This is a genomic window from Acinetobacter sp. Leaf130 (assembly GCF_001423205.1).
Taxonomy (GTDB): Bacteria; Pseudomonadota; Gammaproteobacteria; order Pseudomonadales; family Moraxellaceae; genus Acinetobacter; species Acinetobacter calcoaceticus.
In genome coordinates this window covers 1,081,443-1,100,550 of the sequence record NZ_LMOE01000001.1, presented here as the reverse complement: position 1 = coordinate 1,100,550, position 19,108 = coordinate 1,081,443, and the positions used below count along the sequence as shown (strand labels likewise).

The 19,108-nt window shown below is 35.8% G+C and carries 18 protein-coding genes and 2 pseudogenes; 7 read left to right on the top strand and 13 right to left on the bottom strand.

What is annotated here, in order from left to right; genetic code table 11:
- Window positions 1–13: 13 nt before the first annotated feature.
- From ASF86_RS04785 to ASF86_RS04770, 4 genes are read right to left on the bottom strand one after another with little or no spacing between them, the layout of a single operon-like run.
- Window positions 14–544, bottom strand: coding sequence for a flavin reductase family protein (locus ASF86_RS04785; protein WP_056479946.1), 531 nt, complete (start codon window positions 542–544; stop codon window positions 14–16).
- A gap of 28 nt (window positions 545–572) precedes the next feature.
- Window positions 573–1,811 (bottom strand): styrene monooxygenase/indole monooxygenase family protein, encoded by a 1,239-nt coding sequence (locus ASF86_RS04780; RefSeq protein WP_056479943.1) that lies wholly within the window; start codon window positions 1,809–1,811, stop codon window positions 573–575.
- A gap of 43 nt (window positions 1,812–1,854) precedes the next feature.
- Entirely contained in the window at window positions 1,855–2,640 is a 786-nt protein-coding gene (locus tag ASF86_RS04775) for an SDR family oxidoreductase (RefSeq protein WP_045125424.1), read from the bottom strand.
- A gap of 12 nt (window positions 2,641–2,652) precedes the next feature.
- Window positions 2,653–3,903, bottom strand: a complete 1,251-nt coding sequence (locus ASF86_RS04770; RefSeq protein WP_056479940.1) for a dienelactone hydrolase family protein — start codon at window positions 3,901–3,903, stop codon at window positions 2,653–2,655.
- Between the two features lie 370 nt (window positions 3,904–4,273).
- Between ASF86_RS04770 and ASF86_RS04765 the strand changes: the two genes are divergently transcribed.
- Together ASF86_RS04765 and ASF86_RS04760 are read left to right on the top strand one after the other, a co-directional pair.
- Window positions 4,274–5,485: an OprD family outer membrane porin gene (locus ASF86_RS04765; RefSeq protein WP_413772529.1), complete on the top strand. Its 1,212-nt coding sequence runs from the start codon at window positions 4,274–4,276 to the stop codon at window positions 5,483–5,485.
- A gap of 17 nt (window positions 5,486–5,502) precedes the next feature.
- Entirely contained in the window at window positions 5,503–6,846 is a 1,344-nt protein-coding gene (locus ASF86_RS04760; protein WP_056479933.1) for an MFS transporter, read from the top strand.
- Window positions 6,847–6,917: 71 nt separating this feature from the next.
- Here the strand turns inward: ASF86_RS04760 and ASF86_RS04755 are convergent, their stop codons facing one another.
- From ASF86_RS04755 to ASF86_RS04725, 8 genes and pseudogenes are all read right to left on the bottom strand, one after another.
- A complete protein-coding gene (locus ASF86_RS04755; RefSeq protein WP_056479930.1) occupies window positions 6,918–7,904 on the bottom strand; it encodes an AraC family transcriptional regulator in 987 nt (328 codons plus the stop codon).
- Between the two features lie 324 nt (window positions 7,905–8,228).
- Window positions 8,229–9,014 carry a 3-hydroxybutyrate dehydrogenase gene (locus ASF86_RS04750; protein ID WP_056479927.1) on the bottom strand — a complete coding sequence of 262 codons (786 nt, stop codon included), beginning with the start codon at window positions 9,012–9,014 and terminating at the stop codon, window positions 8,229–8,231.
- Window positions 9,015–9,047: 33 nt separating this feature from the next.
- The gene (locus tag ASF86_RS04745; RefSeq protein WP_056479924.1) at window positions 9,048–10,469 is read right to left on the bottom strand and encodes a GntP family permease; all 1,422 of its coding nucleotides are present in this window, start codon (window positions 10,467–10,469) and stop codon (window positions 9,048–9,050) included.
- A gap of 460 nt (window positions 10,470–10,929) precedes the next feature.
- Window positions 10,930–11,133 (bottom strand): annotated as a pseudogene (locus tag ASF86_RS19035) (hypothetical protein); the annotation flags it as partial.
- Window positions 11,134–11,633: 500 nt separating this feature from the next.
- Window positions 11,634–11,975 (bottom strand): hypothetical protein, encoded by a 342-nt coding sequence (locus ASF86_RS20000; RefSeq protein ID WP_227508776.1) that lies wholly within the window; start codon window positions 11,973–11,975, stop codon window positions 11,634–11,636.
- Window positions 11,976–12,610: 635 nt separating this feature from the next.
- Complete coding sequence (locus tag ASF86_RS04735) at window positions 12,611–13,447, bottom strand: DUF4882 family protein (RefSeq protein WP_056479921.1); 837 nt, start codon at window positions 13,445–13,447, stop codon at window positions 12,611–12,613.
- Window positions 13,448–13,556: 109 nt separating this feature from the next.
- Window positions 13,557–14,015 carry a hypothetical protein gene (locus ASF86_RS04730; RefSeq protein ID WP_056479918.1) on the bottom strand — a complete coding sequence of 153 codons (459 nt, stop codon included), beginning with the start codon at window positions 14,013–14,015 and terminating at the stop codon, window positions 13,557–13,559.
- A gap of 431 nt (window positions 14,016–14,446) precedes the next feature.
- Complete coding sequence (locus ASF86_RS04725; protein WP_056479916.1) at window positions 14,447–15,355, bottom strand: DUF4882 family protein; 909 nt, start codon at window positions 15,353–15,355, stop codon at window positions 14,447–14,449.
- Between the two features lie 226 nt (window positions 15,356–15,581).
- Here ASF86_RS04725 and ASF86_RS04720 point away from each other — a divergent pair, with 226 nt between their 5' ends.
- Together ASF86_RS04720 and ASF86_RS19995 are read left to right on the top strand one after the other, a co-directional pair.
- A complete protein-coding gene (locus ASF86_RS04720) occupies window positions 15,582–15,902 on the top strand; it encodes a hypothetical protein (protein ID WP_056479913.1) in 321 nt (106 codons plus the stop codon).
- Between the two features lie 47 nt (window positions 15,903–15,949).
- Window positions 15,950–16,081, top strand: a pseudogene (locus ASF86_RS19995) (GNAT family N-acetyltransferase); the annotation flags it as partial.
- A 58-nt stretch (window positions 16,082–16,139) separates the two neighbouring features.
- Here ASF86_RS19995 and ASF86_RS04715 read toward each other — a convergent pair.
- Window positions 16,140–16,541 (bottom strand): J517_1871 family lipoprotein, encoded by a 402-nt coding sequence (locus ASF86_RS04715; RefSeq protein WP_056479911.1) that lies wholly within the window; start codon window positions 16,539–16,541, stop codon window positions 16,140–16,142.
- 228 nt (window positions 16,542–16,769) lie between these two features.
- On the opposite strand from ASF86_RS04715, the gene ASF86_RS19855 reads away from it, so the two are divergent.
- From ASF86_RS19855 to ASF86_RS04700, 3 genes are all read left to right on the top strand, one after another.
- The gene (locus ASF86_RS19855) at window positions 16,770–17,159 is read left to right on the top strand and encodes a hypothetical protein (RefSeq protein ID WP_056479909.1); all 390 of its coding nucleotides are present in this window, start codon (window positions 16,770–16,772) and stop codon (window positions 17,157–17,159) included.
- Window positions 17,160–17,275: 116 nt separating this feature from the next.
- Window positions 17,276–18,157, top strand: a complete 882-nt coding sequence (locus ASF86_RS04705; RefSeq protein ID WP_056479906.1) for a LysR family transcriptional regulator — start codon at window positions 17,276–17,278, stop codon at window positions 18,155–18,157.
- A gap of 245 nt (window positions 18,158–18,402) precedes the next feature.
- Window positions 18,403–19,107, top strand: a complete 705-nt coding sequence (locus ASF86_RS04700; RefSeq protein WP_005040846.1) for a CoA transferase subunit A — start codon at window positions 18,403–18,405, stop codon at window positions 19,105–19,107.
- The last annotated feature ends 1 nt before the right edge of the window (window position 19,108 follow it).

Sequence of the window (19,108 nt, the reverse complement as noted above, 5' to 3'; positions counted from 1 at the left end):
TGATTATGGTGAATTAATGTGCTAATTCTGGATGCTCTGCGGCAATCCGATACTTTCCTGCGTGGAATACCAATGGTTCACCTTGGCGTTGTTGGTACTGTTCAATTTGACCAATAAAAATCAGGTGATCTCCGCCTTCATACTGATTTACATTGCGGCAAACCAAGGTTGCGAGTGCATCGGTCAAAATTGGAACGCCCGCATTGCATTGTTGATGTGAAATGCCTGCGAATTTGTCTTCAGCACCTCGAGCGAAATGTCCAGAAAGCTGATGATGCTCTTGCGCCAACATGTGAATAGCAAAATATTCAGCTTCAACAAAATCAGACAAACTTGGCGCTGTTTTTGAAAGACTCCACAAAATTAATGGCGGATCTAAAGACAATGAGGAAAATGAATTGGCTGTCATTCCTATTTTTCGGCCATCTTTACCATGGGTTGTAATCACTGTAACCCCAGTTGCAAACTGCCCCAGTAAATTACGAATCTCTCTTGGGTTTTCAGCATTGATGTTTTGTAAACCTTGAGTTTCAATTGTGTCCATTTTTAAATCTCCCTTTAATATTTTGCCCTTAAGCCACTTTCGCTGTGGTTTTTGAAGCCAAGAATGCTTGAGCCTGATTTGCATCAAACCACCAAGGAGCAAAAGCGCGTGGGTCATCAAAGTTATTGGCCATAATGGAAGCAATGCTCTGGTTTTGGCTTGCAGCTGCCAATAGCTCAACAACATGTGGCTGCGGTGGTACTAATAGGCTATTGGTCCAAGCCACCACTTTTTCTGCATAAGCCCAATAACGTTCAAAGGTTTGAACCATCCATTGTTCGCTAAAATGTTGATTATCATTGGCTAAAATGGCATCGAAATAGATTTTGCTACACTTAGCAGCATTGTTTGAGCCCTGTCCAGTAATCGGGTCATTGACTACCAATGCATCTGCCATACCAAAAATTTGCTTGCCAGAAGGTAATGTCAAAATTGGTTTGCGTACTGTCGGCGAGAAACGCCCTGCCAAATATCCACCTGCATCGGTTAACTCAACATTTGTGCAACGTTCATATTCCCAAGGCACAAATTTCTTGAGTAAGTCCAAACTGCATTGCAGGTGCTGTTCAGGTGTTTTGACATCTTGCCAGCAGTCCATTGGCCCGTTTGGAATACCTTCAAATACCATAATGTCGCAAGGTCCATTAACGGTAAGCGCAGGAAATGAAAAGTACTCGCCAACTTCGGGAATAATATTAAAAGTCACACGTGCGTAAGGTGAAATTGGCTTCATGTTTTTGACGTAGGTCAATGCCAAAGCACGTTGAGGCTTATCAAAAACGCTACGTGCATCATCACGCTCAAATTGCTTAACGACTTCACCTTTACCTGCTGCTAGCAGTACAAGTTCATACTCATTTGCGAGTTGTTCTAACTCTTCAATACCCACATCTTGAATCACTAATCGACCGCCACGGCGTTCAAACTCTTCCATCCAATATGGCATTTTGACGCGTTGATCGACCGATTGAGCGTAGCGCTCAAGACGAGCACTCCATTCAAATGCTTTACCACCATTTTCAGGATTAACTAAAGCCAGCCCAATGCCTTCTACCGCTGGACATTGTTCTTCCCAAAAATTTAAACCTAAGTCACGTTCAGTTTGTAAAGCGGTATGAAACATACACTGGCTTGACATGACTTTACCTTGACGGATTTCATCGGCAGTTCGGTTGGTGATCATTGTCACGTCGTAACCTGTATCTAGTAAGCCCAAACCAAGCTGTAAACCAGACTGTCCTGCTCCAACAATTGCAATACGGCGCATAATCTTCTCCATAATTTTCTAAATGTGCTTTTAAAACGCTGAGCTATTCGGCTAAACGTGGAATAGCGGGCTGTGATCCTTCAGGGCCCATTACTGAATATCCGCCATCGACCGCATAATCTGCTCCAGTGACGAAACTCGCAGCGGGTGACAATAAAAACAAAACAACATTGGCGACTTCTTCGGGATGACCTAAACGGCCTAGTAAGTGATAATCGGCTGCCACGCTATCGGCTTTTTCACGGTTATTGCCACTGACTTCTGCAATCACACGAGACCATGTCCAACCCGGTGAAACAGAGTTGACGCGAATACCGTCGGCAGCAAAATCCATTGCCATGCTTTGTGTGAGTTGACGTATTGCAGCTTTAGAAACCGGATATAACCAGCGCCCTGTTTGTGCCACTTTGGCCGAGATTGAAGTAAAATTAACGATTGAACCTTGTTGCTTTTTTAGGTCATGGTATAAAGCACGGCTCAGCTCAACTGTAGAGACCAAATTAATATCGAGCGCTTGCAACCAGTCCTGACGTGAAGATTTAAAACCGTCATCTAAATATGTACATGCCAGATTTACCAAGTAGCTCACTTCACCTAAATGTTGGTGAATATCTACCACAGCTTGTTGAATAGCCGCATCACTGGTTAAATCGGTTTGAATAAACATCACATCATGGTTAAAGCTTTCCGCAATCGCTTTGCCTTTGGCATCAATATCTAAAATAGCGACATGAGCACCTGCACTAACTAAGGCTTGTACAACTGCTTTACCAATGAGTGTTGCTCCACCGCTCACAACTGCAACTTTTCCTTTTAAATTTATATTCATTGCAGATACTCCTTAATTGACTGGCTTGCCTTCGCTACTTGACCAAGATGGCATCAAAGTATTTGAAGGAAGATCTTCATCAAGAAGTTTGCGTGCTGTCTCGACACCTGCAACGGGCAAGCCAGTTGGGTCTAATAAACCAATTTGTACCAGCACCGATGCTTGGTCCCAGTAAATATGCTCATGGCACAGCTTTGACCCTCTAAACTGGATCACACCTAACATTGGAATCTCGACATATTTGCCAGTTGGTTTTACACCCGGTAATAACCAGTCAATTTCAGCGTCGTGAGTAAAGCTCATAATGAACTCGTCCACCACTTGCGTTGAACCAACGGTACGAGAGATCGAGGTGATCTTCATATCTTTCGGATTTTGGTGAACAAAATGGTACTGATAAAAACGAGCAAGCTGGCTTTGGCCTACACCGCCAGTCAACGTTGGAATATGGTTGACATAAGGTTCTGCGACCATCGTTGCCATGGTTGCTGGTACGTCACGCGTATCAAACTCATGACGAATATGCTCTTCCCACAAGGCAACTAGGTCATATTTCGGCCCAATCGTGTCATGTAGTGCTGTTACTGTACGCTCGTGGGCAAAGCGCGCTGAAGGTTTGTGATAATGATTGCTTTTTGGACGTGCAAATGCATGGTCAACCTCTTCGTATACATAGGTTTGTACATTTGAATATTGGTTAGCTGCATCGACAATCGCTTGTCTCGCATCTGGCGGTGTAAATTGGTCCAGTTCGGCAATATGTAAGACCAAACGTCCTTTTACGTTGGCTAACTCATCCAACGCTTTGTCGATGCCTACGCCGTAATAACCTACGGCACATGCCACTTCCGAAAGTCGACAGCCTGCCAGATAAGCAAGCTTTCCCCCCAAACAGTACCCCACCACACCAAGGCCTGTAGTTGTGTCGCATTCTGGTCGAGTCTTTAAAAAAGATAAGCTGTCTTGAATATCTTCAACACCAAGGTTTTCGTCATATTGCTGATAAAGTTCAAAAGCTTTTTGAAAATCTTCTGGTGTATAACTCAGTTCAATATTAGGTGCTACGCGCCAAAATAAATCAGGAACTAAAACGGTATAGCCTTCTTCTGCAAGAAATTTTGCTTTTTCTCGCATGGCTGCATTCACCCCAAAGATTTCCTGACAAAGTACGACGCCCGGTCCTTTTCCTGTTTCTGGTGTTGCTAGATATGCACTGAACTGTTTTCCAGATGCAGTTTTAATTTGAACGGTTTGACCAGCCATAGTGTCAACTCCTGACATTGTTATGGCTTTATCTTCTATCCGAATATTTTTTTAGACTGTCCAAAAGCTGCAAGCACTATCCAATCTGTGCGCAATTATGAAAAAGATAGCAATGGATAAAACATATAAAAGAATAAAGTTAATGAATTTCAATATTTTAATATAAAAAATAAAAATGCTGCTTTTTATCTAATTTGGAAAAAATGGATGAAGATTAGGACTTATTGGATAGTGACTACTGGCTAAAAATAGTTCAATCAAAGTCATGTAATTAGTTTGATTACATAAGAAAAGCTCAGTCATTTTTCTAAATTAAGGCGCTTTATTTATGCATCGACCAAAGCCAATTTATGGACACAACAAAACGTTAATGCTCATCAACATTTTATGTTGTAGTGCATTTTCTACTCAGGCTTATTCAGCGGATGAAGAATGGAAATTTACATTAAAAAATGCATATATAGACAGAAACTATGACAATCCAGATGTAAAAGACACGGGTAGCTGGTCACAATCCGTCTCCCTATTTTACAACTCTAATATGCACGACACGCCGTTAGAAATTGGTGGCACTCCGATTCAAATTGGCGCAAATGCTTCAGCACAATATGCGGTTCGCTTAAGCCAAGATAAACACGTTGCAGATACGGTATTACCTTTTGATAAAGCAACTCAGTCCCAAGCACCCGATTATTTAAAATATGGTGCGACATTAAAGTTAGGCTATAACAAGACTCTACTGAGCATTGGTGAATTATGGCTAGATTTACCCGTAACCACTGTAGATGCAAGTCGTCAGCTACTGACCTCTTATTGGGGAACCAACCTTAAGTCTCAATTGAGCGATAAGCTTTTTGCTGAAATTGGCCGTATTGAAAAAGTATCACCACGAAATGAAGAAGATTTCCATCGATTTTCTTTTACCTCAAAAGGCGTGACTGGCTACTCCGATGGCCTTAACTACATAGACCTGCGCTATCAAATTACTCCTACTTTGAAAGGCGAATATTACTTCGGAAATATGGAGGATTTATATAATAAACATTATGTGGGAATGGACCACATATGGAAAAACTCTAATTTTTCAGTTAATTCAAAATTCAAATATTTCAATGCCAAAGATAATGGAAATCTTTTCGACATCGATGCGCAAAATGTAGGGTTACTAGAAACACTCAAAGTAAAAAATCACAGCTTTGGTTTAGGTTATCAACAAATTATTGGCGAGTCTGCCTACCCGCTACCTGATGGTTTCTTGCCTGAAACTTATTTTATTAACTGGAACACGACCGGTTTCTTCAAACAAGATGAAAAGTCTTATCACTTCATCTATGGCTATGACTTTAAAGATTATGTACCCGGTTTAAATACAACTTTTAAGTATGTATATGGCGATCACTTTAAAACAGCCGATGGCTTAAAAAACAAAGAAAGTGAAGCAAACGTTATTGTCAATTATGCCCTTCAACAGCCTTTTCTCAAAGGTCTAGCTCTTCAGTACATCTTTATCAATTACGACGTTAAGCATGGAAACGATTTTTCAGAAAACCGTTTCTTTGTTAATTACAGTAAAAAATTTTAATGAGTTAAGGAATACATATGAAAACGATAGATGCAAATTCGGTAATCAACCGCGAAAAACTGTCCCCATTGCAGTGGATGGTTTTTATACTCGGATTTTTTGTCTTCTTCTGTGATGGCTTAGACACAGGAATTATTGGTTTTATTGCTCCCGCATTACTGGATGACTGGGGAATTACCAAACCTCAGCTTGCGCCTGTTTTAAGTGCCGCTTTAGTCGGCATGTCAATCGGTGCCATTATTTCAGGCCCTATGTCCGATAAGTTTGGGCGTAAAGGCGTCATTGTTTTTACGAGCCTTTTGTTTTCAATATTTACCATATTGTGTGGCTTTGCCGACTCGACCCAAGATTTAATGATTTACCGCTTTATTACAGGTGTGGGTTTAGGGGCAGCCATGCCAAACATCAGTACCATTGTCTCTGAATATATGCCTGTAAAACGTAAAGCATTCCTAACAGGCCTTGCTGGCTGTGGTTTTATGCTGGGTATTTCTTGTGGCGGTGTATTGTCAGCTTATCTGTTAGAAAGTTATGGCTGGGCCAAAGTCATTATTATTGGTGGAAGTATTCCCCTCATTTTAGTGGTTGCCTTATTGCTTAAATTACCTGAATCAACCCAATACTTAATTACACGTCATCAACAAGACAAAGCACAACGAATTTTAGAAGATATTCAAGGGCATCCATTCCAAGAACCAGTAAAACTTGTCCTAGCCCAAACAGAAACAGCATCAGAGGAAAATCCGGTTAAAATCGTTTTAGGGAAATACCTCTGGGGTTCAAGCATGCTTTGGCTGTGCTGCTTTACGAGTCTATTAGTGTTTTATCTTTTAACAAGCTGGATGCCAACAATTTTAAAAACAGCTGGTTTTACGACGCAACAATTTAGTTTAATTGCAGCTATTTTCCCTTTTGGTGGTGTAATTGGTGCAACCATTATGGGTTGGTACATGGACAAACTGAACCCAACCACAGTGATTAAATACTCTTATTTAATTGCTTTTGGGCTATTTATTGTCGCAGGCTTAGTAAGCTCAAATATTTTCTTATTGGGTATTACCATTTTCTTAATTGGTGCATTACTTGCTGGTGCTCAATCTTCTTTATTACCACTTGCAGCTATTTTCTATCCAGCCGTGTGCCGCGCGGTTGGCGTTTCGTGGATGCATGGTATTGGCCGTATCGGTGCAATTATAGGTGCTTTCTTTGGATCGCTCATTTTCACGTTTAACTTAAGTTTAAGCGGTATATTCTTTATTCTAGCATTACCGACATTCATTTCATTTATTGCCCTTAGTCTTAAAGTCATTTATGAAAAATCTAAAAGTAAGCAAATATTGAATCTTGAAAATAGTATTTAAAATATAGAGATAAATAAAAACCTGATTGAATTAACCCAATCAGGTTTTTTATTGCTTAAAAGATTAAATATTTAAAAAATTTTACCCTTCGTTTCACTTGGTTTTTCACCAAACTCTTCGCGATATTCTTGAGAAAAACGACTTAAATGATTAAAACCCCAGTCATAAGCAAGCTTAGAAATAGACACTTTTCTATCAGCGCCAGTTGTACTCAAGATTTTATAAATTTGTTGTAGACGATACTTTTTCAGATAGGACATTGGACTAGTACCGTAGTACTGCTGAAACTCGTCGTACAATTTTGATTTTGAAACCCCGGCTAGACGTTGCAAGTCTTCTGCACAGATTTCTTCATGGGCGTGTTTAATAATGAAATTCCGCACCTTTCGGATATAGGCTGGTTCATCTTGATGCGAAAGTAACTTTAAACTTTCAGAATAATTATTTTCTTGAGATAAAAGTAAGGCTTTAATTACAAAATTTTCATAGTCTTCAGACAGCATCTGCAAACCATAAAAATTGCTATATTGAGATTTTAGCTGTAAAAAATTCTGAATATTTTTCCACCATGCACCAATCAGTTGCTCCGAGTCCAGATGCATTTCTGGATTAAAAATGATGGGGGCATCTATCGATTTATTCAGTAGATCTGCAAGGACAATCTGCATACTCCGCTCAGGAATAACCACCTGAAATTTTCTGCAATCTTTATCAATAATCAAATCTTGCTGATCGTTATTTGAAACAATAAGCCCTCTGTTTTCATCAGACTGATAATGAGCGCCACGAATGTTGAGAGCTTGTCGACCTTGTATAGGCAAACTAATGCTATAAGCTTTTAGATTAGAGATGTTAATGGCAACATTTGCACCATAACTGATTGTGCCAATTGCCATTTTTTTATTAGGCAGACGCATTCCATCATAGTGAAAATCGAGAGTGTCTTTGTAAATTGTATCTAGACGGTGTTCACCACAAATCGTGGACATCAAATTCTGCGCAAATTCAGCTTTACGCGAATAATGATTGAGTTCCGTCTGTTGGCTGAGTGATATCATATCCTTTTCACCTAGCTAAATAACTTATTGCTTAAAAAGCAACTTGTATGCCAATTAATATCCTTTAATTGACGAATTTTCCTGAAAAATATCTAATCAAGAAAGAGAGTAAAGATTACTTTCTCATACTCTATTAGATTTTAAAATTGGAAATAAGTTAAATACCTTTAAAGTATAATTTCATACCTTAACAAACTTATTTTATTAAATTTTTATAAGCAACTATAGTTGAGATAAATCATCGTTTTGAACACTAAACTTACATATCTTTTATTTATAAAAAACCGCCTATTAAAAAATAAGCGGCTTTTATAAAACTCTAAATTATTGTGCGGTATAACCACCATCCATAACCACAGCCTGACCCGTTACCCCACCTGCTTTGTCACTCGCAAGGAAAATTGCATAATTAGCAATTTCTTCAACAGATAACAAACGTTTTTGAGGAACCATTGCCAGAATTACATCTTCAAGTGCACTGTCTAGACTAACATTTCTGGTTTTAGCCAAGTCTGCAATTTGACCGCGAACCAATGGTGTGTCGACATAACCTGGGCATAAGGCATTTACCGTAATACCGTCACGTGCACATTCTAATGCGGCAACCTTTGTCAAACCGATTAAACCATGCTTCGCGCTGTTATAACCTGCTTTACCTGCAAAGCCAATCAAGCCATTAATTGAAGCCATATTAATAATACGGCCCGATTTTTGAGCTTTCATGATTGGGAAAACATGTTTAATGCCAATAAACGAACCAGTAAGCATGACTTGAACGAGCTTTTGAAAAACAGCGGTTGGAAACTCTTCAATAGGTGCAACGTGTTGAAAACCAGCATTATTAATTAAAATATCAACTGTTCCAAAGGTCTGTTGAGTTAACTCAATTGCTTGTTTATAAGCATCTTCCTCAGTTACGTCACATGGTGCAGATAATGCTTCAAAGCCTTGTCCTGTTAGCAGTTTTGCCGTTTCTTGGCACTTTTCAGCATTCATATCAGAAATGACAACTTTTGCACCTTCTTGAGCAAATTTCTTGGCAATTTCTAGACCGATCCCGCTTGCAGAGCCTGTAATAAAGGCTACTTTTCCGTCTAAAAGTTTAGTCATCTATTCACTCCTTAATATTTTTAACTTGTTGGTTTAAACAATACCAGTCACTGTAAAGACCGTAATCACCACAAATACCGCTAACGTTTTAATTACTGTGACTGCAAAAATATCCTTATACGACTGTTTATGGGTTAAACCTGTAACAGCAAGTAAGGTAATGACAGCACCATTATGTGGAAGTGTATCCATACCGCCCGATGCCATTGCAACCACACGGTGCATAACTTCTGGTGGAATACCTGCTGCTAAAATCGCGGCGTTATAGTGTTCGGCCATCGCACTTAGAGCGATACTCATGCCACCAGAAGCTGAACCGGTAATACCCGCTAAAACTGTCGTGGTTACCGCACCATTTACCAATGGATTTGTGAAGGTACTGCTCATTGCATGACTAATCAGGGCAAAGCCCGGTAATGACGCAATAATTGCACCGAAACCATATTCAGAAGCTGTATTCATCACTGCTAAAAGTGAGCCACCAATACTGGCATTAATGCCCTCTTTAAAGTTCGTCACTACACGTTGGTAGTCAAATAAAATTGCAGCAATAATTCCGACAATAAGTGCTAAACCAACAGCCCAGATCGCCCCCGTTTTTGCAACATCAACGGTGTAATCGGCTAAACCTACAGTGGCAAAATCAAAGCCATGTGGATACCACTCTTTAATTGCTTTAGACAAATATTTGTTCATTACTGCAACAAGAATGAGAGGTACAAATGCTAAAAACTGACGAGCTGTACTTCCATTATTTTGCATAGATATATCGGCTTCAATTTCTTGAGACGACGTATTGTCTACTCCAAAACCAGAAAAGCCTTCACCCGCTTTTGCAGCAGCGCGACGACGCCACTCCAAATAGGCTAAACCTGCAGATAAAACAAAAATAGCGCCAATAATCCCTAAAAATGGGGCGGCATAAATATTGGTACCAAAGAACGTGGTTGGAATAACGTTCTGGATTTGCGGTGTACCTGGCAATGCATCCATGGTAAATGTGAATGCACCAAGCGCGATTGTGCCTGGAATTAAACGTTTTGGAATGTTAGCTTGTCTAAAAAGCTGATTGGCAAAAGGATAAATTGCAAATACAGCAACAAATAAGCTGACACCACTATATGTTAAAATTGCACCTAATAACACAACGGTTAAAATCGCTTTTTTTGCCCCAATCCATCTCACAATTGTTCTAGCAATAGACTCAGCAATTCCTGACATTTCAACGACTTTACCGAAAATTGCTCCGAGCAAAAACACAAGAAAGTAATCTTTAATAAAGTTAACCATTTTCGGCATAAAGACACCCGAATAAAATGGTAAAACATTGGCTGGGTTAATGAGTAAAACCGCGAGTAAGGCACAAATTGGTGCCATGAGAATGACAGAAAAGCCCTTGTAAGCTGTGTACATTAACAGCCCAAGCGAAAGTAGAATTACAAATAATTCCCACATATATTCTTTCTCCCTAAAGAATAAATATTAGGTTTAAAATTACCAAAAGATATTTAGGTTATCCCAAACCTATAATGATAAAAATCACAACATCTATGCTTGGTAATAGGTAAATGTGCCTAAAATAAAATATCACTAAAATATTTAAAAACAATGTAATTTATTTAAATTTTAAAATACCAATAAATTACATATAGATATGTTATTTATATGGTAAAAAGTTATTATTTTTAAAGTTCCATTGTTTTATAAAACTTATTAATTGTTGAGTAAATTAAATTAATATCCATATATTATTTAATAAAGGCAATCAAATAATATATTTTTTAAAATAATTTAATAAATATTTTCAGTGAACTGAGTAATCTATTAGTAAGTAAGAAAAAACCCACTTAATGATGAGTGGGTTCAATTGAAATTTAATATTGCTCGACAGCTTTAGACACAAGCTCTTACTCTTTTATTTCATTCGAGTTAGTCTTAAATTAAAGTCAGATGGGAGTAAAATTCGATACTCTATCTCAACCCCAGGTTTAACTTCAGTTTCTTGTGAAGTTGAAATATTTGGGCACATCCCGCCACCTGTTTCTAATCTAAAGATATAATATTTAGGCTCAAGATAAATAGTAGCTATTTCATTTGAACGAATTGAGAATACTTTTTGTTTCCTCTTTTTCAATTTTAGATGCTGCGCTTACAGAGGTTCCAAACGTTAAGAATAAAGCTCCAATTAAAGTTTTTCTCATAAAATTACCCTTTATTATTAATAATTAAAATTTAAGAGCTTAGGGTATAAAAAAACCACCCTTAGGTGGATTAGTTTTTAGGAAGAGTTTTGTTAATTTCGCTACTGGCAGTTTCATGAATTTTTAATAAGTTGAAACTTTCATAGTTAGCCAAAATACAAAAAAGCAGAGCGACTATCAAAATTAGGGTGATCTTATTCATTTCATTTTGCCTTAAATGATTTTAATTTTTTTAATCTCGAAATGGTACATGAAAATACTATCAAAACCTTAATTGTTAAGAATCTACCACAATTTATTACAAAAGCTGTTAGTAATACTTAATGGCAATGCAATTAGCGAATCAACAACAATAAGACATAAAAAGCACTCTAGGGTACTTTTTAAACTTAAATATATTCAAGGATTTAAATAAAAACTACTGACGTTGCTTAGAAAGCTCAATAATCAACTTTTCCTCGTAGTCATTGAGCACTTTGTCAATATTCTCTACCCATTTCGACTCGTTCGCTACCTGTGCTGATCTAGTTACCTTGCTATAGATTTTAAATGGTGGGCGATTAGGATGTTTGGCATCTAAAATTTCGGTATCAATTTCAGAATTGATTTTGATTGAGGCAAATCCAGGCTGGAACCAAGACCAAAATTTATTAATTTTAATATTTAGTATCAGATCGGCATTGGCTTCATTAGTGGTGTTATTAGCAAGAACTTTATATCCCGACTGCTGCAATGCATTAGAAACACGTTTATCAACCAAATGTGTACAGTCTCATCCTTTAAAAGTATATCCCCTAAAGCCTTTCCATATCCATTTCTTTTACGAGCAACAGCTCGGGCTTTTTCTTCTACTGTTGCATTAGATTGCTCACCTTTTAAAGATGGAATATCAGCTGATGCGGGTTTATCTTGAAATTTTCTATCATCCTCAACTTTCACTATGATCGATTTGCCTTTCGCTACTATTTCTTGGGATTGATTTAGTTTTTGGCCTTGAGGTGATTTTAAAATTAACTATTCTTTAGTAATGAAGAGTAAAAAATAGTGAGTGTTAAATTTGTAGTATCACTGATCGGATAAGGCTTACCATTGATTATCAGAGGAAAGAATTTTGCTTTTTTAAGAAATTCATCTAAGACAAAATTATCCAATTCTTGTAAGCCGTACTTCTTCGAATCTTTGCAAGCTTGATGTTTCCATTATCATCTGCTTCTGAATAAATACTCATATACCTGTTTTTCGCTTTAAGTGCACAGTATCCATGGTAATTTTCTTTACTTTATCTTCTGTTTGTTTAGCCACATCAAAACTAATCGACTTTTTCCCCGCCCAACTCATAAATTTCTCCATAAAAAACCACTCAGATGAGAGTGGTTTTTCTTTTCCAAAAAGTTCTTAACTAGCACTTCCACAAATATCAGTGGTGCCTGTTGGATATGTAAACTGCATATTTGCTTTATTAGTAATTAACTGGACTGAGACAGTTTTACCAAGAAATTTAGAGTTAGCATTTGGTGATTGTATTCCAACACCATTAAAGCCAATATTTTTAAGAGCATTTTCAGCAATTAAATTAAGATATCCATAATTAGTACCGTTAATAATATATCCCATTTGTTTACTGACCTGATTAAAATAAAGTCCAACTCTAATTTTGCCATCTGAGGGCATCGTAATAGGGATTACTTTTCGATCAACGTCTTTGGCAACTACTGCCCCTGAAGTATCTCTTTTTGTTGTAACTCCAGTTAGTGACACATAGTTTCCATCAGCAAGACTGGTATCTTTATTTATTAATCCATAGCCCAGATCTAGGCTAATTTCATTTTTTAAATTAGAAGCCCCTAATATTTGAAAAGCCATTTGCTGGATTTCATAACTGTCACCAAGTACAACATTTTTAAGATTTGAAGCATCAAAAATAAATTCTGCAGCAACAATGTTATTTCCTACAACCGTTTTATCAACAAGAGGAGTTTGCATAGAAGGCATACTGATCAATTTACCAGAGGTCACTACTTGATCCACAGGTACACTTCCAATATAAGTAATTGTTGCCGTACCTTTTTGCTCAGCAATACTGATCGGAGACATTAATTTAATCTGCCTCCCTCCTGCTGCATTTTTTGCATTGACTTGTGCCTGAGTTGCATCAAAATTATAAGTACAGGCAGCATAAGTATTTACTGAAAGTCCACTGCTGATTAATAAACCCAAAATAATTTTATTCATGTAATCTTCCTTTTATTTGAGCAAACAGTATAGCCAAGCATATAAAAATATTGATTAAAAACTGACAAGCGGTTATTTTTACTTCTTTAAAGTTTTCTATTATGAAATTTCAATATTTAATTTCTACTACAATAATATGAATGATATAGATTAATATGTAGATTAGCACTGCTAATACACCGCCGATTACTAGGGCGATCTCCATAGAATTAGAAGGATTATTTTCTGGTTTTCTAGAAAAAATTGCAGGATATTTTGCATTCTTAATTTTCTCTTCAGCAATTCGATAATGCTTTTTACCTATTCTTATAAATATAAAGATACAAATAATAGGTAAAACAAATGATGAGTAATAAATCAATGAATCTACTGAAAATTTATTATTGATCGCATCATCACATTTATAAAAATACTTCTGTTTTTCTTTACTTAACTTAGCAGTTTTTTCAGAAGTAATTTGGGTGAAATCAAAATCATTATGACAACCAGATATAAAGATATCTTTGGCATCTCTAGAACTACTTGACCCACTACTTGTATGCCGCATATGTACGGTTGTATAAGACATAATATAATTTAAAAATTAAATCTGGATTTTATTAAATTAATTATAATTTACAACTCATATCTTCCTCAACTAACATTTTCAAATAGTCGTGACAGGATCTTCCTGAATATGAATAACTCGAAATAAATCTAAGACTGTTGTCCATTTTTCATTATTTTTTGGAGCCAGAGTCACTTTATTTTGCAGTACAATAGCTTTCAAGAATGAAACTGTGTAAACCTTTATATTCTTAAACTTTAAAGGCTATTTTCTTGACCATGATAGCTTTATAGATACTTTTAATAATTTAATGGAAAACTGTTACGTGCTTATGCAAGAAAGTTTGTTAGTAATTATAAAATGCCAATCAGGTGATGAGCATTTTATTAATATATTCTATGATTGTAAAAAATACTCAATCCTTTTCTTAATATAGCCTAGTTTTTTCTTCATTAGCTCCCTACTCCACAAATATCCATTGTTCCTAATGGGTAAGTGAACTGTAGCTTATTTCGATCCGTAATTAATTCTGCTGAAATCTCTTTGTTTAGGAATTCTGAGTCTATGTAGCCATATTCAAAAGGAATAAAAAAACCAATATTTTTTAATTTGGAAGGAAGCATAGCAATGTAACCTTTATTTATACCATTAATGATTAAACCAATCTGATGATTATTCTGATTTATATAAAAACCTATATGCTGATAACCTTCCTGAATAATATATTCCTTATAAATTGGATTAGTCGGATTAAAAATATCCAGATTTTTTGCAACTGTAGAACTCAGAACATTATTAGAGTTATTGTTAGCATAGAATGCACCTAAAGTAATTGTTTCTCCACTTTGAGTTTGGCCAAAAGCTGATACTGGAACTGGGAAGGTTACAACCTGACCTGTATTAAGCTGATTAATAAGTTTAAATCTGAACTCAAATGCGATAATACCAGTTTGTGGTATAACCTTATCACCATAGATATTTATGCTTGACTGAGTTGTAGTTTGATTATTAAATGAACTCAAATTATTCTTAACGGATAATTTTAAATTATTTTTGGTTAATAATTTTGAATATGTATTAGTTAAGCTTGCTGTAGTAGATGGTGTCATTGCAGCGATCCAGATATTAGCAAATTCTTTACTAGTAGCAAGATAGCCCTTTCCTTTACTAGGATTTGAAGTTTCCAATAATTTAAAACTGACTTTTTGCCCATTAATAACAGGAAATATATCAGCCTGATTTGAAGAGACTGATGAAATTTTAAGTATCTGATCTTGAGTAACATCAAAATTATAGGGACAAACACTCCATGCACTCATACTAAACAGGCCCAAAGTTAAACCTAAAGCTGTTTTTCTCATACTAGTTTCCATTTTTAATTTTTTGAACATTTAATATATATTTATTTTTTAAAAAATAGAATTTTTTTAGTTTTTCTTATGCTGATGATCCTATTCAAATGGACATATTACTTAAACACCAGAATCAAATTATTGATGACTGTTTAAGTTCTGGATCACCCATTTTATAGTTTCAGGAAATTCTTTTATAGGTGATTCAAAAATCCCGATCTATGATCAAGTTTCGATGCTTAATTATGATTTTACTGCTGTACCCTCTATAAACTTGCATAAAATTGACCCAGAACATTTTGATGATGGTGAAGATAATGACCTATATTTCACTCCTATGTTCACTGAAACGCTGTGGGAACCTAATATTCATAATGATTTATTAGTCAAAATTGCTAATGATGAAACACGTGCTTTTTTTATTTCTTTTGAGAAGAATGTAATCATCGCGCCTTATGACGGCGGCTTAGATCTTATTATTGAAGATTGCTGTTTAAAAAAAGAGATAAAAAAGAAATATAGTGAGCTACTTTCAAAACGAGACGATGGGCTTTAAAAGCAACGGGTTTATATACTTCTCCCTATACACATATTTACAACTGTTTTATTTATCCAGTAGCAGAAAATAATTATCCAAGTCGAAAAATTGCTGAGTCTCTAGGAGGAAAACTAGTTTCAAAAGCTACAAGTAGAAAATTTGACTTCGTGAAATATGAAATACCTATTAACTTCTGAACTCATCTTTCTAAAGTCTTGTCATACCAATCCCAATGCTTACTTACAAGATAGTTATCTATAATTCTTTGGCACACTTCAATGATGCTGCCTTTAAGTCATTATCAGCTTTGTAAACCATATTTGAACTGGAGGCACTTAACGTTATTCTAGATTCGAGTATATCTTTGTTTAGAAGCTTCACTTCTAGAGTCATACCATTTTGAATGTAAATCATATTATTTGCATACTTAACTTTGTTGAATACAACCTGCCCATTATTATCGTCACAAAGTATACCATTACCATCTAAATCAAGTTTTATTGTTGATATGCTTGGGCTGATGGAAATCGTCCATATACCTGACACTGAAGGTATAGAAGGTTGTACTTCACTAAATTTATTATTAATCATTTGAGTAGCGGGAGTTACACACCCACCTAATAAAACCACCACTCCTAATAAAATTATCTTTTCCATGAAATTATCCATTTTAATAATGAGTAAAATTTAACAGTTCAGAAAATGGAAAACCACCCGAAGGTGGTCTAAATAATTTACTTAGTATTTATTGCTCTTACATTTCAGTTTTTACTATTGAATTAAGACTAGCTTTATATTGAGATATAATTTTTTGAAAAACAGTATTTATTTAATCTTTGTTATTCAATAAAATACCCTTATAAAGTCTTGATAAGAAAACAAAATATGATGTGGATTAAATTTGTATTGTACCCTCTGGGCATGTTTCTACTGTGGCAAATTATTTTCATAATTATGCAACTCTCTTTAACATATCTAAATATGCCACAAGTCCTTGTAGCTATACTTTCATTGATCATAAATTGCGGTATGCAAATTTTGATTGGATATAAAATTCCTCAATTAGCACCAAAATATAAATTTGTATCGAGTGTTACATACATCATCATCTTCACCTTTTTATTAGCAATTTATTCAACAACTATTTTATTAGAAGGTTTAAAAGTTGCTCCTCAAGTAATTTGGTTAGGTCATTTATTTTTCCATGGAGTTGGAATGGCTCTATATTTTGCAAATAACAGAGATGAATTTTGTTGGGAGAATTTACTAAAGTAGTTCAATAGCTCGTCCGCTCATTCCTTTTTCTTAAATTTTTGTCAAAAAACATCTTATTAGACAAATTTTCGTATAAATTACAGCACTAGGCGGGAACAGTAATCTAAAGGAACGAAATGACGCTTAAACAACTAAAAGCTTTTTTGGCCCTCGCTCGTACGCTCAATTATGCTAATGCATCTTTAGATTTACATCTTAGCCAGTCCGCTTTAAGTCTCACTATCAAAAGCCTAGAAGAAGAATTAGGTGGGAAACTATTTAACCGTAATACACGCCGTGTTGAACTTACTCAGGAAGGAAAATCGCTCATTCCCTATGCAAAAAAATTAATTGCCAATTGGGATGAAATGGAAAATGATGTTAAACAAAGGTTTAAGCTTAATCGTGGAACCTTAAGTATTGCCTCTATGCCATTTGTGACTCATGCAATTTTGCCTCAAGTCATTCATGAGTTTTTGAGTCTCCACCCTAACCTTAATTTTTCCATTCATGATATTCCTAATGAAACCATCATCGAAAAAGTACAGGATGGTATTTTTGAGCTTGGCCTATGTTTTGAGCCAGATCTTACTGAAGGTTTAGAGTTTAAACCGCTTTTTGAAGAAGATTTTTTAGCTCTATTACCAAAGACTCATCCCCTTGCACAGGCTTCGTCAATTACTTGGCAACAGCTTTGTTCTAACCCATTTGTCACTTTGCAAAAACCTTCGATTGTTCGTTATTTGGTTGAGCAAAATTGTTTACGAAATAATATAACGCTCGATTTGAAAGTTGAATGTCATCAAATTTCATCACTTTCAAGTTTTGTTGCTTATGGAATTGGGGTAAGTGCAATTCCAAGACATTTTGCGACGCACATTGATAAAGAACATAATGTATTAATTGAGCTACAAGACGAAGCTATTCATAAAACAGTTGGAATTGTCTATAAAAAGAACTTTGAAATTTCAAATATTTCAGCTCAATTTATTGAGGCATTGCTTCAATATAAATTTTAAAAAATTAAATACTGTATTTTAGGATGAGCTAAGCTTACGGCTAAGGTAAATTTCTTAATTATTATAAATTTCAATGCTATGAAATGATTTTTTTAAGATTTTTTGCTTTTGTGCTTCTTATCTTTTGTTGTTAATTTGATGCGATTCATTGATTATACTTATTAATCCTTTTAAAAAATTAACTTCTATAACATAAAACTAGATGCTAAAACTAAAACCACTAAGGGATATAGGATAACAATAGAATGAATAAAGTTTATGCCAATGCAGAGGCAGCACTGAAAGATGTTATTGCAGATAATCAAACACTTGCCGTTGGCGGTTTTGGTTTATGCGGAATTCCTGAAAAACTGATTGTTGCAGTTAAACAAAGTGGTGTAACTGGTCTCACTTGTATTTCTAATAACGCAGGTATAGATGACTTTGGCTTAGGTATTTTGCTTCAAACCAAACAGATTAAAAAAATGATCTCTTCTTATGTTGGAGAAAACAAAGAATTTGAGCGTCAGTATTTAAATGGTGAACTTGATGTAGAACTCACCCCACAAGGAACTTTAGCTGAAAAGTTACGTGCTGGTGGTGCTGGAATTCCTGCATTTTATACTCAAACTGGCGTAGGTACACTGATTGCTGAAGGTAAAGAAGAACGTACCTTTAAAGGCAAAAACTACATTTTAGAAGAATCTTTAACAGCCGATGTAGCACTTGTTAAAGCATATAAAGCCGATAAAGCGGGTAATTTAGTTTTCCGTAAAACTGCTCAGAACTTTAACCCTGAATGTGCAATGGCTGGAAAAATTACAATTGCTGAAGTTGAACAGGTTGTTGAAATTGGTGAATTGGATCCGGATGAAATCCATTTGGCGGGTATCTATGTAAATCGCATTGTACTTAATGCATCACCTGAAAAACGCATTGAGCATAAAACTTTAAGCACGGAGGCAGTATAAA